The sequence below is a fragment of the Desulfocicer niacini genome, from assembly GCF_054657595.1.
Genome location: NZ_BAAHYK010000017.1, coordinates 90,034 through 108,885, shown reverse-complemented (window position 1 = coordinate 108,885; position 18,852 = coordinate 90,034). Strand labels below are relative to the sequence as shown.

Below are 18,852 nucleotides of genomic sequence, written 5' to 3'. Positions count from 1 at the left end.
GATCAAGTGACCTAACATACTAATTTCTCCATAATTAATTTAATTTTTTTCACCCCCCCCTAACAAAAACCTAACACAAACCTAATAAACCATTGAATCAATAGAAAATTATCCTAACACAATCCTAATATTTTCCTTGACCCATAAAACCAGAATTGATACGTTGGATTCAAGCAATTCTTTTCCGGAACATCTCATCTATTTTTTTTCTGAGAATTCTCCCCGGCACTTCCTGTGGAAAATCTGGCATTATCCCGTGGTGTTTTTTGTGGTTCCGGATGGTTAATTATTTTTTTATTTTGGTGTGATTTAAGGTTTTATTCTTATCCCACCACAAACTGACTTAAGGAGGTCGACCATGAAATTTATCCCTAAAGGCATTACCCCTACCAATCTGGCCATCGGTGCCGGTATTGTGGTATTGACACCCATTGTACTTCCCCTGCTGGGCAGTATTGCAAAGCCCATTTTCAAAGCTGCCATCAAAGGTGCCCTGGTAACCTATGAAGGAACCCGGATGGCCATTGCCGAAGCCAAAGAAGCCATTGAAGACATCACGGCCGAAGCCAAGGCAGAAATTGCTCAGGATGGAGCTGCCGAGGCTGCTGAAAGCTGATATTTTTGTTTTTAACCGACAATTCCCGTGGTGGCCAGATCTGAAACATCGACTTTTACGGTTTTTTGTTTCCATAAATAGAAAATGAAAACCAGGTCGACACTGCGGGGTTGTCGCCATTGCAATAGCATTGATTTTATAAGAGGCAAGATATGACACCCAGAGCCGCCGTTGTCCATGAACTGAGACACCGGGTTCGTATCCGCATAGCGGGTGCAAAAAACAGTGGGGGAAATTATTTCCAACACATTGAATCCCATTTGAAACAGGCGTTTAACTACCACCACATCAGTGTCTCCCCGATTACCGCCACTGTTTTACTCATTGATCCGGCCCTGGATCTGGATGCGGTAGCCCAATACTGCCGGAAAGCAGAGCTATTTGATGTAAATTCCCGGGGGGAAGCGCCTGAAGGTAATATTTTCAACCTTGCCGGCACCTTATTGGGTGGCATGGACCGCGGCATGCGCCGCATCACCGGCAATAAGCTTGATACTGCCGGATCTGTTTTTCTTATATTGATTTTTCACGCCATGGTGGAGATGTTCCGGGGCAACTTAAAAATGCCGTCCTGGTTCACCGCATTGTGGATGGCATGTACTCTTTATAATCGACAAAATTCAGCCCGAGGCATTGGAAATATATCTGATTTTCCGGTGGAGGACGGCGGGGACAGTTGTGAATGATACCAAGACTATACACCAGAAAAAAAATGACAACCATTACGGCTGTTCATACCCATGTTCCCGGCAGAGTTCGTTTTTATGTACCGGGACTGAAATACCGGAATGAATTCAAGCTGGCCCTTGAAGCCCTGGCTCAGACCCGGGAGGATATTTTTCTATGCAGGGCCAGTACCATAACCGGTAAGGTACTCATCCATTTTAATACAGCCACTGAAAAAATAAAAATTGTAACCCTTATTGGAGATATCCAGAAGAGCTTGCCCAGGCAGTCTTTTACGGCCGGTGAGGGAAAAAAAGCCTCCAAGGAAAAAGGCCGGGGCAAATCCGCCGTTCAAAGGGCAATTAAGTCTGTATCCGCCTTTATGGAAGGCGGCGGAGAAGCCGGCCCGGATAATTGGCATGATAAACCTGCGGACCAGGCACTTGCCGCCTTTAACAGCCATCCAGATGAGGGGCTGTCACCTGAAGCTGTTATTAAAATGCGCAAGGTGTACGGAGACAATGTCCTTCCCCGGACTTCATCTCGTTCCGGCCTGAAAATTTTCATGGAGCAGATGAATTCCCTGCCCGTCTATCTTCTGGGGGCAGCAGCCGGTGTTTCCGTACTCACAGGAGGTCTGGTGGATGCGGCCATTATTTTCGGAGTGGTCATTGCCAATGGTTTTATTGGATATGCCACAGAAACCCGGGCCGAAAAGAACATTGATGCCCTCAATGATCTTGTCCATCACATGGCTGAGGTAGTACGGGGGGGGAAACCCATGTTTATCTCTGCTGAAGAAGTGGTTCCCGGAGATGTGCTGCTGCTGAAACCGGGAACCTATATTCCCGCTGACAGCCGGATTATCCAGGCAAGCAACCTGACCATTGATGAATCCATGCTCACCGGTGAAAGCATGCCTGCTAAAAAACACGCAGCTGTTATTGATAATGCCCAGACGATGCTGGCTGACCGGAAAAATATGGCCTTTATGGGGACATGCATAACCGGGGGGCAGGGAAAAGCCGTGGTGGTGGCCACCGGAGCCCATACGGAAATCGGCGCACTAAAAAATTTGCTCAATGAGACCGACACCCCGGAAACCCCCATTGAGCGGCAGCTCGATGCCATCGGTAACCAGCTGATCTGGATGTGCGGTGCCATTTGTACCGGAGTGTTTGGACTGGGATTGTTAAGGGGATTTGGCTTTCTTAATATGCTTCGCATGTCCATTTCCCTTGCAGCGGCGGCCGTTCCCGAAGGATTGCCGGCCATGGCCACCATTAATTTTGCCATTGGTATCAACCGCATGAAAAAAGATAATATTGTGGTCCGTCACCTTCCGGCAGTGGAAACCCTGGGGGCCATCCAGACCCTTTGTCTGGATAAGACCGGTACCCTTACGCGAAATCAGATGCGGGTGACCACGATTCATACTGCAGATGGGTGGTATGACATGGATGGAGATACTCTGAATTGTCGCAATGACGGGTCTTGTATGGATCATAGCCTTTCTCCTGTGGCCCTGAAAGAAATTATTAATGTATGCGCCCTTTGCTGTGAAACCAAGATCAATGGCCTCTGTGCCGACGGCCGGCTGGATATTTCCGGATCTGCCACGGAAAGTGCCTTGACAGGATTTGTCAACGATACGGGCGTGGATGTAAAGAAAATCCGCAAAGCCTCTCCACTGGTGACCATCCACCATCGTTCCGAGCAGCGTCTTTTCATGAGTACAGTCCATGAAACACAAGACAAAGACTCGTATATGGTCATGGTCAAGGGCAGTCCCCTGGATGTTCTGGCACGGTGTGACACCATTATCGTGGATGACCGGGAAATTCCCCTGACAGATCAATTGCGTGGGGGCATCATTGCGGCCAACAGCAACATGGCAGAAGATGCATTAAGGGTTCTGGGACTGGCCTTTCGTCATATAGGTGCCCATGATACAAAGGAACCCGAGGAAAACATGACCTGGCTTGGACTGGTGGGTATGATGGATCCCCCACGACCGGGCATAAAAGCGTTATTGGGCCGTCTGCACGCAGCAGGGGTCCGCACGGTTATGATCACAGGGGATCAGGAAATAAGTGCCTGCGCAATTGCCAGACAGTTGAACCTTTCCCATGGGGAACCCCTGGAAATCATGGATGCCCGGGAATTAAACAGTCTGGATGAGGCATCTTTGATTGAACGGGCCCCGTCCATCCATGTCTTTTCCAGGGTTACACCCTCCCAGAAATTAAAAATTGTCAAGGCAATCAAGGCATCGGGACACACCGTGGCCATGACCGGTGACGGGATTAATGACAGCCCCGCCCTTAAGGCTGCAGACATTGGAATTGCCATGGGAGAAAGCGGTACTGACCTGGCACGGGATGTGGCCGATGTGGTATTAACCCGTGATAATCTTGAACTCATGGCAAAATCCCTGGCCGACGGACGTACCATTTTTCATAATATTAAAAAATCAGTACATTTTTCTCTGGCCACCAACATCAGCGAGATCCAGTTGCTTATTACGGCCATTGCACTGGGATTGAACCCGCCACTTAATGTCATGCAGCTGCTGTGGATTAATCTGATTTCTGATATTTTTCCGGGCCTTGCATTGTGTGCTGAAAAACCGGAAACCGATGTCATGGAACATCCCCCCAGAGATCCGGAAGCACCGTTGTTTGAACGTCGGGATTTCAGCCAGATGATGATGGAATCCACCTCCATGACCTGTGGTGCTCTTGGAGCATTTCTTTTTGGTATATCCCGGTATGGGGCAGGTGCCCGGGCCGGAGGCCTGGCATTTCATTCATTGACCATCGGCCAACTTCTCCATGCATTGACCTGCCGTTCTGATTCAGCCGGTCTCATGACACGAAAACGTCTGCCCCGCAACGGTTATCTCAACTGGGCCGTGGGTGGCTCCATTGCTGTTCAGGTTCTGACAATGTTTGTACCGCCCCTGCGCTCCCTGCTGGGACTCAGCGCCATATCCCTGATGGACGGTGCCGTCATCGGTGGAACTGCATTGATGCCGCTTATTATCAGTGAAGTGGGAAAAATGAACAATGAACACAAGGCCCTGGCCGAAAATCGGAAAAAGGATGTCGCCGCGGACCCAGATGATATTTCCCAGGAAGATTCACAGGACCATGGGGCAACCTGCGACGACAGCCGGGTCATGGCTGCCATTAACAAGATAAATGATACCGACGACATGGACGATGAGCTTTCTTCGGAGTTCATTGAGGTTGATTATAAAACCCTCTGCAATTAACCTCCTGCTCATATAAGGTTGTTTCAGGGGACCAGATAATCTCATTTCCAATATTTGTTGTGGGCAGGGGCGGATCAGAATACGGTCTGCACATGGCAGTAGAATAAACGGGGCTATCCTGAAGAGATGCCTGCCAAATATAAAGGTAATTCTATAAATGACTGATTTTTTTATCACATATATATCCAATACATCTGCACCTTTACTTTTTCTCACCATTGCCGTCTTGATTTATTTTCTGGGTAAAGGAGCAGATATGCTGGTGGATGAAGCGGTCTCTCTTTCCACACGTCTTGGAATTTCCAAGGTGCTCATCGGGGTGACCATTGTCAGCCTGGGCACCACGGTGCCGGAAGCTGCTGTTTCCGTGCTGGCCGCCATAAAGGGTCGTCCGGAAATTGCATTGGGCAACGCTGTGGGATCCATTATCTGCGATACCGGCCTGATCCTGGGCTGTATTACCTTGTTTGCCCCCATTTCCCTGAAAAGCCGTATTATTCATCGGCAGGGCTGGCTTCAATTAATGGCGGGTCTGCTTCTGGTGGCTTCCTGTATTCCTTATTTCAGTGACGGGCACATATTACAGACCGGCGGGTTACTGCCCCGGTTCATGGGACTTGTGTTTCTGGTACTTCTGGCATTGTACCTTTGGGGATCAATCATGTGGATGAAAGATGATCCCAAGGAAGAAACCGGTCTGGAAGTTGATGCAGATAACCCATCTGCATCCACACCGGTGATTCTGGGAAAAATTATCTTTGGTTCCATGCTGGTGGTGGTTTCTTCCCATTTTCTTATCCCCACGGTTCAGGAATCTGCTCTTCGTCTGCACATACCAGAAGGGATCATCAGTGCCACTCTTATTGCCTTTGGAACATCCCTGCCGGAACTTGTCACTGCTGTTACAGCTGTACGCAAAGGATATGGAGAACTGGCCCTGGGAAACATCATTGGGGCTGATATTTTAAATGTGCTTTTTGTGGCCGGAGCATCGGCATCTGTAACCCATGGCGGTCTGGAAGCACCTGTTCATTTTTTCACCCTTTTGTTTCCGGCCATGCTTGCAACCTTGATCATTTTTCGCCTGGGAATTCATTTTTCAGGATCTGTTTTTAGAAAACCTTTCAGCATCATGTTGTTGAGTATTTACGCATTTGCTACACTCTCCAGCTATTTTGGATAGTCAAATCAATTCGTAAAACATATTGGGGTTTTCTGCACCAATGGCAGGATATCCTGAGTTCAACCATGGGCAATGATATTTTTTAATATGAAAAGGCAACCTCTGCAGAGCCGCCCCCCCGATGGGCAATAGGAATTGGACAATTGAGCTGTCTACAGTTCCGGTCCGGGCCCATTGCCCGACGGGGGGCGGCGGTATAATACCATTTTCTATATTTGTTGTGTCCGGCAGGACATGACCGTTTATATGAAATACACCGCACACCCGGGGAGTATTTCAATCTTTGTTGTGGCGGTACGAGGTCATAATGCGGTCCGCCTGTGGCGGTTATAAGCCAGATCATCATAAGGGGAAAATCATGTACTGGATTTCAATTTCAACGATTAGTGCGCTGTTTTATTTTTATTGTAAAGGAAAAAAGAACAAGGCCATGCCATGGGAATCCCCGGCGGTAAGGGATGATCCCCCCGGTGCAGAGACTTCAGCAGATGCAGAGGAAGTTGTGGATGAACCGGCAGATCTTTCCGACATCAGCACCCCTGCTGAATCTGAGGAAGAATCTGCTTTAAAAGATTCTGAAAACGGCGCAGAAATATCAGTGTTAGAAAAAATAAAAGAAGCTGCAGATGTTGTTGAAGAAACGGAAATTTCTCCCCAGGAAAAAGAAACCTCCCCGGAAGATGACGTTTCCGATCATGCCGTTGCAGAAGATGAAAAGTTCAACATGACGGAAAATGGTGATGGAGAGAAGGCCCTCCGGGAAGGCATTGATGAAAACACAGACCGTCTCCAGCAGGAGAGGAATGGTGGGAAAGAAGATTCTCAGGAATCAAATCATAAACAGGATGTATCTGATGAATTCTGGGAAAAATCTGAACATATTATGGCCATGGAATCCCTTTCTGACAAAGTGGACCCATGGGAATGGCATAGTGTTTATATGCGGGGAATCGAGGATGCATATAAAAAAAGATCAACTGATCCCCGGATGATAGACATTGTTGTTATATATGGAGAACGTTATATTGAACATTTCCCCAGGGTTAAATCAACGATATTTGAGCATCTCGGGGACAGTCCCCGTGTTGTATCTGTTTTTAAGCATCTGGCCATTGTACTGGATGAAATCCAGGCCTATGATGATGCCATCAAGGTTTGCAATACAGCCATAGATCATGGGCTTGAAGATGGCACACGCACGGGGTTTATTGGACGTATCAAACGGATTTCACATAAAAAACAATTTTAATAAATCCATTTATCAATGGGTGTGTTGCCGTTGTACAATTATTTTCTTACCCCAGGCCCTGTGTTCAAAAAAATCAGATAAATGCGGCAATATAGGAAAGGCCATTGGCCTCCAGCACCTGCCCCGCAAGCCATGAAAAGGTTGCCTTGCCGACTTTAACGGCAATTTTTTCATGGCTTTTTTCCATCTTTGCAAGGCTTTTGCTCCGGGTGCTGACATGGCAATTGTTTTTATTCAGTATTTCTAAGAATTTATCAGAAGAAACCCTGCTGGGGTCAAACTCTACAACCACGCTTCCGGTTAAAGCATTGGATTTTATCTGCTTAACCCCGTCAACCATCAGCCATTTTTTTACATGATTGAGCCGAGTGGAATCATTTTTCATTTTCTCCAGTTTGATTCTGATTCTGCCGGGCACGTTATGAACGATATACATATTAATTAACCTCCGGGTCATGGCACATCTATTGTCAAACGCCACCTTTATGATAACGCCCCTTGGGGACGTCCATTGACATAATTTATATGTATACCCTCCTATTATTGGTTTTTTATTAGCAAATTATAAAAATAATGTTAACTGAATGTTTAAGGGAGTTGCTGGGCTTGCCTTTCATCTAAAAAATTGCAACAGACACGCTTTGCATGCTGATGAATTTGGTTCTGCTGGCAGCAGTGCCTTGCTTTTTGCGGGGTCAAAGGCGCTGCTGCCGGATGGGTATTTAATTTTTTCTTAAAGGATTTCCGAAGCAAGTTCTGCCAGTTCTGAGCGTTCCCCCTTTTCCAGATTGACGTGGGCATACAGTTTCTGCCCCTTCATCTTTTCAATGATGTAGGCAAGTCCGTTGGTCTGGCTGTCCAGGTAGGGGTGATCGATTTGCATGATATCTCCGGTAAAGACAATTTTAGTGCCTTCCCCTGCCCGGGTGATAATTGTTTTCACCTCATGGGGGGTGAGATTCTGGGCCTCGTCAACAATGAAAAACACCCGGACAATACTTCTTCCCCGGATATAGGAAATTGGGGTGATAACGATTTTTTCATCTTCAATGAACTGGGAAATGGGTTTGGATTTACCGCTTCCACTTACATTTACCTGGTTTTGCAATACAGACAGATTGTCATAAAGGGGCTGCATATAAGGGTGCAGCTTGGAAGCCACATCCCCGGGGAGAAATCCCAGGTCTTTGTTACTCAGGGGGACCACTGGCCGGGCAATAAAAATCTGCCGGTAACTGCGTCGTGTTTCCATGGCTGCTGCCAGAGCCAGAAGGGTTTTACCGGTTCCTGCCTTGCCAGACAAGGTAACAAGAGGAATATCCGGGTTTAGCATGGCGTTAAGGGCAAAGGCCTGCTCGGAATTTCTGGGTTTTATTCCGTAACACACCCGGGACTGGATGCGGCGGATGGTGTTTCGCCCCGCATCAAAAAATGCCAGTGCAGAACTGGAGGCGTTTTTTAAAACAATGTTTTGATTGGCAAGAAGGTCAGATTCTGGCTGCAGAGAGGACGCATCCAGCTCAAAGGGTTTCTGGAATATCTGCTCCAGAAGTTCATGGCGTATGTCTTTAATCATCTGCATACCGCTGTAAATATCAGAGGGGTTCTGCACATACTGGGACTGGTAATTTTCGGTTTTTAAGCCGATGGAGCGGGCCCTAAGGCGCAGGTTGACATCTTTTGTGACCAGCACCACTTTGTTAAAATCGTGGGCCTTGGCATGGCAGTAAGCAATATTGATGATGCGTACATCCGATGTGATATCTTTAAAATTACTTTTAATCTTTTCATCCATGGGGGTGTCCAGAAGAATGGAAATGGTTCCCTCTCCGTTTTCAATGGGAGCGCCTCCGTTGAGCATCCTGTCACTGGACAAAGCATCCAGTGTTCGCAAAAAATCCCTGGCATTACAGTTGATTACATTGTTGCCTTTTTTAAATCTATCCAGTTCTTCAATGACGGTGATGGGGATACAGATATTGTTGTCCTTGAATTGATGGATACAGCCGCTGTCGTGGAGAATTACGTTTGTGTCCAGTATGAATTTTTTTTTCATGGCAGCCTTGCTTGGTGGGGTTATTGTCATATTAATTTTCTTGCTTTAACATGTTAGGAAAACCGTACACAGTAATTGACGTCTGACAGAACAGAGAATGACCAAGATAAGTCTAACCGCAGGCCACCCTGAGCAACCACAAAAGTTCAGACTTACAAAAAAAAACGGTATTGAACTGAACTTCAAGGTGACCCACCTCTACGAACTCCAGGATGCGCAGCTGGATAGGGGAGTTGAGACCATCTACCATTGGGCCAATTGGGTGGGTATTCGGTTTGCTATCAAACCCGGAGATCGGATAATCAGATTACACACCCTCCATGGCACGTAACTCGTAACGCATCACCGTTTCCACGGGCTGGGGCTCCTCTGTTTCACCATTGAGATAGACCATGATGTCAGCGCTGACAATGCCTTTTTTACACTGCTTGGCCTGTTTTTTCAGCGTGGCAATGACGTTACCGGCCTTTTCAATGGAGCAGTGCCGGCAGGTTTGCCTGGGAAGCTCCAGCACGGCAACAGAAACGGTGATCAAATCAATTTTTTTAAGAATGCCCTCTCTGTCCTTTGCCACCATGAATCCCTTTTCCATGGTTTCCTTGTCATAAAAACTTTCTGCATTTTGCTGAAATCGCCGGGCAAGCTGCGCCATCTCGGTCTCCACTTCACAGCGTTCCATATTTTTAATGCCCATGAAAAAATCATCTCCCCCCACATGCCCCACAAACCGGTTTTCCGAAAATTGGGATTTCCTCAACAGATCGGCAAACATGAGGATCAGCCGATCACCGCTTCGGAATCCATACTTGTCATTGTAGGGCTTGAAATTATCAAAATCAAAATAGACCAGGTGGTAGGTGGCGGAAAAATCAGACAGGCTTTTACTGAAATACTCATGAATCATGGTATTGCCGGGAAGTTTGGTCAACGGATTCTGATTTCTGGCAAGGGTGAGATTTTTTTCATTGATAATTTTTAACATGGCCTGGGTACTCAAAACCCCGACATACTTCATATCGTCCACCATGATGAGCCCCTCAGTGTTGCTGCACTGTGTGAAGATCTCAATGAGTTTTTCAACCGAGGAGTGGATATCAGCCGTGGGCATTTTTTTGGTGAATTTTGAAATATTCTTGCCAAAAGAGGGATTTTCCAGCAGCTGACGTCCAAATTTAGAAAAAATATATTCATTGAAAGCGGTCTCACAGACCACCCCCACGGGTTCTTCATGACGGGTTATCACTGGAAAAAATCCCCCATGTCCCCCTTTCCTGAATTGATCCAGAATGGTGATGATATCGCAGTCCGAGAACACCGGTTTAATGTAACTGATCTCGTTGACAATAAGAGATCTGTCTTTAAAAGCACCATTTCGCTTCTCTTCCCGGGAGATGGCATCGATTTTATCATACCGGATTTTCAACTCGTCCAGATCCAGCTGGGGGTACTGCACAAAATACCCCTGGATCATATCACACCCAATTTCCTTACACTGGGAATACTCATCCCTTGTTTCAACACCTTCAGCCAGCACAAGACTTCCCATGAAATGGGCAAAATTAACAATGGTGGAGACCACCAGCCGTTTTTTGGGATCGTTTCCCATGTTCTGGATAAAAAATCGATCAATTTTAATGTAGTCTGGCTCTGCATAATACAGAAGCTGGAGCCCTGAAAATCCGATGCCGCAATCATCAACTGCAACTTTATACCCCTGCTGTCGATAGGCACTGAAGGTTTTGGGGATATCCATACCCTCATGGAAGGGATGTTTTTCCGAAATTTCAAAACAAAGATCATCATGGGAATATCCATATTCCATTAACATATCCATGGTATTTCCCGGGGCATAATCCCTGGAATCAAACAGGCGGTTATCCAGGTTGTAAAACAATTTGATATGACGATGCCCTTTAAATTCGGCAAACTTGCCAATGGCTTTTCTGCGCAGAAAAAGATCCACCTGGTGAAGTACCCCATCCTGGTACGCACAGTCAAACACATCACCAATTGAATCGAATCCGGCTGCCTCCCAGCATCGCAGCAGCGCTTCAAAGCCAAACGCATTTCCGGTGTGAATATTGACAATGGGCTGAAACGCATAGTCCAGTTTTGATAGACGCGTTAACCATTTTTCATAGGTAAGCTTTACCATATTATAACCATTTTCCTCAAATTACAGATAAGCAAAAATCATAGCATTTCGGGCTTGATTTTAACTTCATACCCTAGGTTGTGTTGACATTTCAGCGTAGCCATATCAAAACGGAGGCAAAACGGATAAAATGCATGTAATTCTTTGCCCATTTTTCAAACCGTGAGAAGACCCAGCGGCACGCACAATGGTTCTGTCGATCATAATGCTTTCCATATCTGGATCATTGGCAAAATAGGAGTGCATCTGTGCCCAAACGCTTTTATCTCCCCATCTGATAAAACGCTTGTACACACTGTTCCATTTACCTCTGTTCGACGGAAATAATCGCCTTTGTGCACCACTTCGAAGCACCTAAAGTATACGGCTTCGACAAATTTTCGACAGGATTCCTTTTTGCCAATATAGATGCTATTCAGCTTTTTCAGAAAAGCCAATATTTTAACCCACACAGAGTCTGATAAATTTGCGTTGCTCATAATATGCCCCTCAATTATTAAATTTGAAGAAATTATGAGCAGAATACAAAATGTCAACAGAACCTAGGTCAGTTGCTGCCTCCGGTAAATATGGGGTGTTGCCGAATATTTACGATAGGCCACGTTAATGTTCGATATTAACTGACATGTATGAGAAAATGATCAGTTTTTTGTTAGGCTAAAATTAAATTCTTATCTCTGATTCTCGTGTTGTTTTGGCAAGAGAATTAGAAAATTTTTTTGGTTCTGGCTTGTCCAGGTCAGGATAAAAAAAAGTGATGTAAAAGCGGCCGATATTATGACCAAGCCCCCATCAGATTTGAATAATTTTATTCTGCATGGCAAACCGGGACAGTTCGGCATTGTTTCTCAAATTAAGTTTTTTTAAAATCCGGGACCGATAGGTATCAACGGTTTTAACGCTCAGGTGATAGCTGTCTGCAATTTCATGGTTGGTCTGGCCCAACGCCAATTTTCGCAGCACCTGGAGCTCCCGCATGGAAAGCGATTCTGCATCGGATTTAAACTTATCGCCCCTGATAACCCGTAATGCCAAGGCTTCACTAGCCTTTTCCGTGAGATACAATCCACCTGCATACAGCTTTTTCACCGCATCCACCAGCTGTTCCGGTGCCGCCTGTTTGGTGACATACCCCATGGCTCCTGATTCCACCGCCCGCACCACATACTGCTCTTCATCGTGCATGGTCAAAATCAGCACCGGCATGGAAGGGGCAAGGGCCTTTAACTGGGCCACAACCTCCAGGCCATCCATGCCGGGCATGGAAATATCCACCACCGCCACATCGGGTCGAGTATCCAATGTTTTGGAAATGGCCTCATTGCCATCTGCGGCCTCGGCAACCACCTCCATGTCACCACTTTCTTCTATTATCCGGCGCAAGCCTTCCCTCACAATCTGGTGATCGTCGGCCAGCAGCACTTTAATCATCATGTTTCCTTACTCCCTTTTCACATGGCAGCAGACCCGGGTACCCTGGCCATGCCCACTGTCAATAAGCAAATCGCCCCCCACCAGGGTAGCCCGCTCCTTCATACCGGTGAGCCCCAGCCCCACGGATTCGTTCTGATCTGATTCAATAAAACCCGAACCATTATCGGTTACGCACAAGACAAGGCTGCCGCCGGTTAATTTCAGTTCCACCTTGATGGATGTGGCACCGGCGTGGCGTACGGCATTGGTCACGGCCTCCTGGGCAATGCGATAAAAGGCTGTGGCCAGGGTATCGTCCACCTCCGGCACATTATCATGGCGAAAAATACAGGAAATGTCTGATCTATCCTCAAAATCACGGGTGAGAATCTCCAGTGCCGCCACCAGTCCCAGATCATCCAGCACACCGGGGCGAAGCCGAAAGGCCATACGCCTGACATCTTCAATGGTATCATCAATGAGCGATGAAATACGCCTGGCCCTGAGGGCAGCGTTTTCATTGGATACCATGAGATTTTTTTCCAACCACACCGTATCCATTTTAAGGGCAGTGAGAATCTGTCCCAGGTGATCGTGGAGTTCCCTTGCCAGCTTTCGCCGCTCATTTTCATGGGCTGCCATGATTTTACCGGACAGTTGCCGCAGGGTATCGCGCACCTTTCTCAATTCCAGGGTCCGGGTCTCCACCTGGTGTTCCAGATCCTGGGAATACCGGGCAAGCTTTTCTTTTGCCTGCTCAAGATCCTTCTGGACCTGATTTTTTTCCGTGACGTCCACACTTACGGCAAGGGATCGTACCACCTTCCCATCATCGTCTCTCACCCCGAAGCAGGAAAGCAGAATTTCAATGTGCTCACCGTTTTTTTTCACATATGTATAGGGTACATCCTTACAGAAACCCGTCTTGAAAAACACCGGAAAAATCAATTCTTCGGCAATTTTTCGGGAGGATTCTGTGTAAAATCCCGTGAGAGCTTTTCCAATGACCTCATTTCTTTCATACCCCATCTTATCCAGCCAGTAGTCACTGACCCGGATGACCCGCCCGGTGGTATCAATGGAATGCAACATCACCGGGGTGTGATTGTAGATGTGGCGGTACCTTTCTTCACTGTATCTGAGCTCCTTTTCCGCCCGTTTCCTTCGGATAATCTCCTGCAGGGCCATGTGGTAAAGGATAAAAACAGAAATACCCACAAGAAGCATAATCACCACAATCACCGGACCGATCACCCGGACAAATGGGTCGGCCAGCTGCTTGCCTATATCTTCCCAACTTCTTAGGTGCACAATTTTCCAGCCCGGGAAATTATCAAGCGCCATGTCGGAGTAGAGAAACCGGGCACCGTTACGATCCACTGCGTTCTGTGCGTCTTCTTTTTCAAACCCCGTCCAGAGCCACGGTCCATCCCCGAATTGCCGGGAGGCGTTGATGGCATCAATGCGCTCCCGGGAAAGTGCCCACAACAGCATGAACCGCATCTCCGGTTTGTTGGCAATAAAAATAACCCCGTTGGCATCAGTGACAAGCAATACCCCTTCAGAACCGGCAAACAATTTTGATTCAATGCGTTCCACAGAAGATTTTATGACCGCCACACCCACAATCATCATGGCATGGCGGTCATAAACGGGGTAGCTATAATAAATACCCCGCTTTCTGGAGGTGGTTCCCTGGGCAAGGTAAACAGCCGCTGATCCAGTAACGGCATTTTTAAAGTAGGGTCTGAAGGAAAAATCTTTTCCCACAAAACTGTCGTAATCGTTGCGGTTACTGGATGCAATGGTGATCCCCTTTGAATCCATGAGGTAGCACACCTCAACGTTCAAAGATTTCAAGAAATTGTCCAGAATGCTGTCCACATTGCCCCGGGCCACCGGATCGTCTGTTTCCAGCACCATTCTAAGTTCTTTAAGTCCAGCCAGAATTTTTACCGGCCGGATATGTTCCGATAAAAAGGTGGTTAACTGTCGCCGAAGCAGTTCAAGACGGGTTCCAGCATGATCTTCGGCCTGGTTGAACACCGTTTTTCTCAACGAGAGATAATAAAGTCCCCCGCCGGTGGACACCGACAGAACGGCAAGAATGGCAAGCACAAGAACAATAACCCTTAACCGCATAAGCCCCTTTCCTGAAAATGAGATATTAACCAAGGTGAAACCACATCCTGCCAAGGCCCCACTGGCAGTGAACCCATCGTTAATTAAGCCAGAGACCAAAAAAGCGGGAATACGCCCTTTGTATGTTGCCAGCTTTTCCCTGCATAAGTCAATGACTTCTTCCTGCCTGAGGTGACTTCTTTCCCGGACCACCATAAAGGCTTTACTGGATTGCCCCCAGGGTTTCATGGGCCAGGTACCCTGTCAAAAGGCCAGGGGGCGATACCGTTAATTCCCGTTTTTTATCTTGACATATAATTTCCGCTCCTGTAGGAAATGATCTTAACGATTGTATGGATGGATGATTTTTAAATATCAGAAATATTCTTACAGCAGCAAAGGTGTACCTTTTCCTGTTTTTTTTAGAAAACCAATGAAACAGAAAAAGCACAATAAATTAAAGATGATCAATATGCTTATTCTCAACGTGCTACTATCTCTCATTCTTGTGGAGGTGATTATTATCACCCGACGGAGACGGGGCTGACTGTGGCATAAGCAATAAGAATTATTAAAAAAGCCGTTATCAGCCCCGGATGCTGATAACGGCTTTTTTAGTTTTATCAAACTTATTTCAACAGCTGTATCCAGATGGATACCGGAACATACTTTAAAATTTTACCAAGGAGATCAGATATAATGAGAAGCGACATTGCCAAAAAAGGCGTTGCACGGGCACCCCACAGGAGTCTGATGAAAGCCGTGGGATTCACGGATGAAGAAATCAAAAGACCGCTGGTGGGTATTGCCAATTCCGCCAACGAGTTGATTCCAGGTCACATGCACCTTGACACCATTGTAAATGCCGTAAAGGCGGGCATCCGCATGGCAGGCGGCACCCCCATGGAGTTTTCCACCATCGGGGTATGTGACGGCATTGCCATGAACCATGCTGGCATGCATTACTCCCTGGCCAGCCGGGAACTCATTGCCGACTCCATTGAAGTCTCAGCCACAGCTCACCCCTTTGATGCCCTGGTGCTGGTGCCCAACTGCGACAAGATTGTTCCGGGTATGCTCATGGCCGCAGCACGTCTTAACATCCCTGCCATCTGCATCAGCGGCGGCCCCATGCTGCCGGGCAAACATCCCCATGATCACACAAAAAAAATAGATCTAATCTCCGTCTTTGAAGCCGTGGGGGCTGTCAGTTCCGGGAAAATGTCCGAATCAGAACTGACCTTTATCGAAGATGCCGCCTGCCCCACATGCGGCTCCTGCGCCGGGATGTTCACAGCCAATTCCATGAACTGCCTCACAGAGGCCATCGGCATGGGCCTGCCCGGCAACGGCACCATCCCCGGCCCCATGTCCGAACGAATCCGGCTGGCCAAACAGGCGGGCATGGCTGTGATGGAACTGTACCGAAAAGACATAAAACCCCTGGATATTCTAACGGAACAAGCCTTTAGAAATTCCCTGGCCGTGGACATGGCCCTGGGCTGTTCCACCAACACCGTACTTCATTTAAAAGCCATTGCCCACGAGGCAGGCCTTGACATTGCCCTTGAACTCATCAACGAGATCAGTAAAATCACTCCCCATCTGTGTTCTTTAAGCCCCGGGGGGAAGGATCACATTGTTGATCTTTACCACGCAGGTGGCATCGGAGCCGTCATGAAAATTCTGCTGGAGCAAGGCCTTGTCCAAGGAGACTGCATCACCGCCACCGGCAAAAGCCTTGAAGAAAATCTTAAAGGGATCACGGTGAAGGATGCCGATGTGATCCGTCCCTGTAACGATCCCTACCACAAAGAAGGTGGACTTGCAGTGCTCTTTGGCAACATTGCCCCGGAGGGATGCGTGGTAAAACAATCTGCGGTGAAATCTGAAATGCTAACCCACCAGGGCCCGGCCCGGGTGTTTGACTCTGAAGAAGCTGGCACCGAGGCCATCTTGTCCAACAGCATCAACAAAGGCGATGTCATTGTCATCCGATACGAAGGACCTGCAGGGGGGCCCGGCATGAGAGAGATGCTCACCCCCACCTCTGCCATAGCCGGCATGGACCTTGACGGGGATGTGGCCTTGATCACAGATGGCAGGTTTTCCGGGGGCTCCAAAGGGGCATCCATTGGCCACATTTCCCCCGAGGCCATGCAGGGAGGTGTTCTTGCCGCTGTTAAAGAAAATGATCAGATTAAAATTGATATTCCGGGAAAATCCATTGAACTCTTAGTGTCCGAAGAAGAAATAAACAATCGGCTTTCCCAATGGAAAAAACCCGAACCCAAAATCAAAAAGGGATACATGGCAAGATACGCACGGCAGGTGACTTCTGCCGGTAACGGTGCCATCTTAAAGGAGCAATAAAATGAAACTGACAGGTGCGCAGATCCTGATAAAAATGATAAAAGACCAGGGCGTCACCACCATATTCGGATATCCCGGTGGGGCGGTCATTGATATTTATGATGAACTTGATAGACACGAGGACCTGCGCCACATACTTGTTCGCCATGAGCAAGGGGCCGTCCATATGGCAGATGCCTATGCCCGGGCCAGGGGCGGTGTGGGGGTGGCGCTTGTCACCTCCGGCCCCGGAGCCACCAACACCGTCACCGGTATTGCATCGGCTTACATGGATTCCATCCCGGTGGTTATTTTCACCGGCCAGGTACCAACGGGCCTCATCGGCAATGACGCCTTCCAGGAAGTGGACATTGTGGGCATCACAAGGCCCTGCACCAAGCACAACTATCTGGTAAAGGATATTAACAAACTTGCCAAAACAATCAAGGATGCCTTTTACATTGCCACCTCGGGTAGACCAGGACCAGTGCTGGTGGATCTACCCAAGGATATCATGGCGGCCACCATTGAGTTTAAAGACCCCGGTGAAGTCAATCTAAAATCCTACCGCCCCACCTATGATCCCAACAAGAAGCAGCTGGCCAAGGTGGTGAAAATGATCAAAAAGGCAAAAAAACCGCTTATCTTTGCTGGAGGAGGGGTGGTTCTTTCCAAGTCAACCACGGAACTCACCCGTCTGGCCCAGTTAACCCGCATGCCGGTGACTGCCTCCTTGATGGGGCTTGGGGCCTTTCCAGGCTCAGATCCCCTGTGGCTTGGAATGCCCGGAATGCACGGCACCTATCGGGCCAACATGGCTATCAGCAACTGTGATCTCATGATTTCAGCAGGGGTTCGCTTTGATGATCGAGTCACCGGCCGCACCGACAAATTTGCCGCTGGTGCCACCATTGTGCAGATTGACATTGATCCAACCTCCATCCACAAGAACGTTGAAGCCACCTGCCCCATTGTGGGAGACTGTAAAATCAGCCTGGGCCTGCTCAATGAGCTGCTGGAACAAGAAGAAATCTCTCAGATCAATGGAAGCACAACCCATCGGGATGCCTGGATTGAACAGATTGCCGAATGGAAAGCCACCTCTCCCCAGAAGTTCGAACAGGGTCCCGACGTTATCAAACCACAGTTTGTCATTGATACCCTGCACAGACTGGCCGGCCCCGGCGCCATCATCACCACCGAGGTGGGTCAGAATCAGATGTGGACGGCCCAATATTATCATTTTGATCACCCCAACCACTTTATCACCTCCGGAGGACTTGGGGTCATGGGATTTGGCCTGCCCGCCGCCATCGGTGCCAAAGCCGCCTGCCCGGACAAACTGGTGGTGTGTGTGGCCGGAGACGGAAGTATCCAGATGAACAGCCAGGAACTGATGACCGCCATTGAAGCGGATCTGCCTGTTAAAATCGTGATTCTCAACAACCAGTATCTTGGCATGGTGCGCCAGTGGCAGGAACTGTTTTACGACAAACGGTATGCCTCCACCAACATGGAAAAAAGCCCGGATTTTATAAAGCTTGCCGAAGCCTATGGGGCCACCGGCCTTAGAACCCACCGACCAGAAGAAGTGGAATCTGCTCTTAAAGAGGGCCTTGAACGGCCGGGCACAGTAATCATGGAATTTGTGGTGGAACGCGAGGAACTGGTATACCCCATGGTACCGGCGGGTGGGGCCATAACGGAAATGATTCTGGTATAAAAAACCTGTCAGGTGGATTCCAGCTGTCATTAATCACGGCA

General features: G+C 48.0%; 13 protein-coding genes. 8 read left to right on the top strand and 5 right to left on the bottom strand.

The window, feature by feature from the left end; translation table 11 throughout:
• Positions 1–358 precede the first annotated feature (358 nt).
• The 5 genes from ACYQ2M_RS11115 (at position 359) to ACYQ2M_RS11095 (ending at position 6,991) form a co-directional block, all read left to right on the top strand.
• Positions 359–616, top strand: coding sequence for a DUF5132 domain-containing protein (locus ACYQ2M_RS11115; protein WP_459916409.1), 258 nt, complete (start codon positions 359–361; stop codon positions 614–616).
• A gap of 152 nt (positions 617–768) precedes the next feature.
• The gene (locus ACYQ2M_RS11110) at positions 769–1,302 is read left to right on the top strand and encodes a hypothetical protein (protein ID WP_459916408.1); all 534 of its coding nucleotides are present in this window, start codon (positions 769–771) and stop codon (positions 1,300–1,302) included.
• Positions 1,299–4,559 carry a cation-translocating P-type ATPase gene (locus ACYQ2M_RS11105; protein ID WP_459916407.1) on the top strand — a complete coding sequence of 1,087 codons (3,261 nt, stop codon included), beginning with the start codon at positions 1,299–1,301 and terminating at the stop codon, positions 4,557–4,559. Before ACYQ2M_RS11110 ends, ACYQ2M_RS11105 begins: the two co-directional genes overlap by 4 nt.
• Before the next feature lie 157 nt (positions 4,560–4,716).
• Complete coding sequence (locus ACYQ2M_RS11100; RefSeq protein ID WP_459916406.1) at positions 4,717–5,742, top strand: sodium:calcium antiporter; 1,026 nt, start codon at positions 4,717–4,719, stop codon at positions 5,740–5,742.
• Positions 5,743–6,100: 358 nt separating this feature from the next.
• Positions 6,101–6,991, top strand: coding sequence for a hypothetical protein (locus tag ACYQ2M_RS11095; RefSeq protein WP_459916405.1), 891 nt, complete (start codon positions 6,101–6,103; stop codon positions 6,989–6,991).
• 73 nt (positions 6,992–7,064) lie between these two features.
• Here the strand turns inward: ACYQ2M_RS11095 and ACYQ2M_RS11090 are convergent, their stop codons facing one another.
• Complete coding sequence (locus ACYQ2M_RS11090) at positions 7,065–7,427, bottom strand: HMA2 domain-containing protein (RefSeq protein ID WP_459916404.1); 363 nt, start codon at positions 7,425–7,427, stop codon at positions 7,065–7,067.
• Positions 7,428–7,724: 297 nt separating this feature from the next.
• Complete coding sequence (locus ACYQ2M_RS11085) at positions 7,725–9,047, bottom strand: PhoH family protein (protein WP_459916403.1); 1,323 nt, start codon at positions 9,045–9,047, stop codon at positions 7,725–7,727.
• 97 nt (positions 9,048–9,144) lie between these two features.
• Between ACYQ2M_RS11085 and ACYQ2M_RS11080 the strand changes: the two genes are divergently transcribed.
• Complete coding sequence (locus tag ACYQ2M_RS11080; RefSeq protein ID WP_459916402.1) at positions 9,145–9,378, top strand: hypothetical protein; 234 nt, start codon at positions 9,145–9,147, stop codon at positions 9,376–9,378.
• Here the strand turns inward: ACYQ2M_RS11080 and ACYQ2M_RS11075 are convergent.
• From ACYQ2M_RS11075 to ACYQ2M_RS11065, 3 genes are all read right to left on the bottom strand, one after another.
• Positions 9,355–11,202, bottom strand: a complete 1,848-nt coding sequence (locus ACYQ2M_RS11075; protein ID WP_459916401.1) for an EAL domain-containing protein — start codon at positions 11,200–11,202, stop codon at positions 9,355–9,357. The two genes, ACYQ2M_RS11080 and ACYQ2M_RS11075, sit on opposite strands and share 24 nt — an antisense overlap.
• Before the next feature lie 792 nt (positions 11,203–11,994).
• Entirely contained in the window at positions 11,995–12,636 is a 642-nt protein-coding gene (locus ACYQ2M_RS11070; RefSeq protein WP_459916400.1) for a response regulator, read from the bottom strand.
• A 6-nt stretch (positions 12,637–12,642) separates the two neighbouring features.
• Complete coding sequence (locus tag ACYQ2M_RS11065) at positions 12,643–14,985, bottom strand: sensor histidine kinase (protein WP_459916399.1); 2,343 nt, start codon at positions 14,983–14,985, stop codon at positions 12,643–12,645.
• Positions 14,986–15,435: 450 nt separating this feature from the next.
• Here ACYQ2M_RS11065 and ilvD point away from each other — a divergent pair, with 450 nt between their 5' ends.
• Together ilvD and ilvB are read left to right on the top strand one after the other, a co-directional pair.
• On the top strand, positions 15,436–17,109 hold the full coding sequence (gene ilvD / locus ACYQ2M_RS11060) for a dihydroxy-acid dehydratase (RefSeq protein ID WP_459916398.1): 1,674 nt from the start codon (positions 15,436–15,438) through the stop codon (positions 17,107–17,109).
• A 1-nt stretch (position 17,110) separates the two neighbouring features.
• A complete protein-coding gene (gene ilvB / locus ACYQ2M_RS11055; protein ID WP_459916397.1) occupies positions 17,111–18,811 on the top strand; it encodes a biosynthetic-type acetolactate synthase large subunit in 1,701 nt (566 codons plus the stop codon).
• The last annotated feature ends 41 nt before the right edge of the window (positions 18,812–18,852 follow it).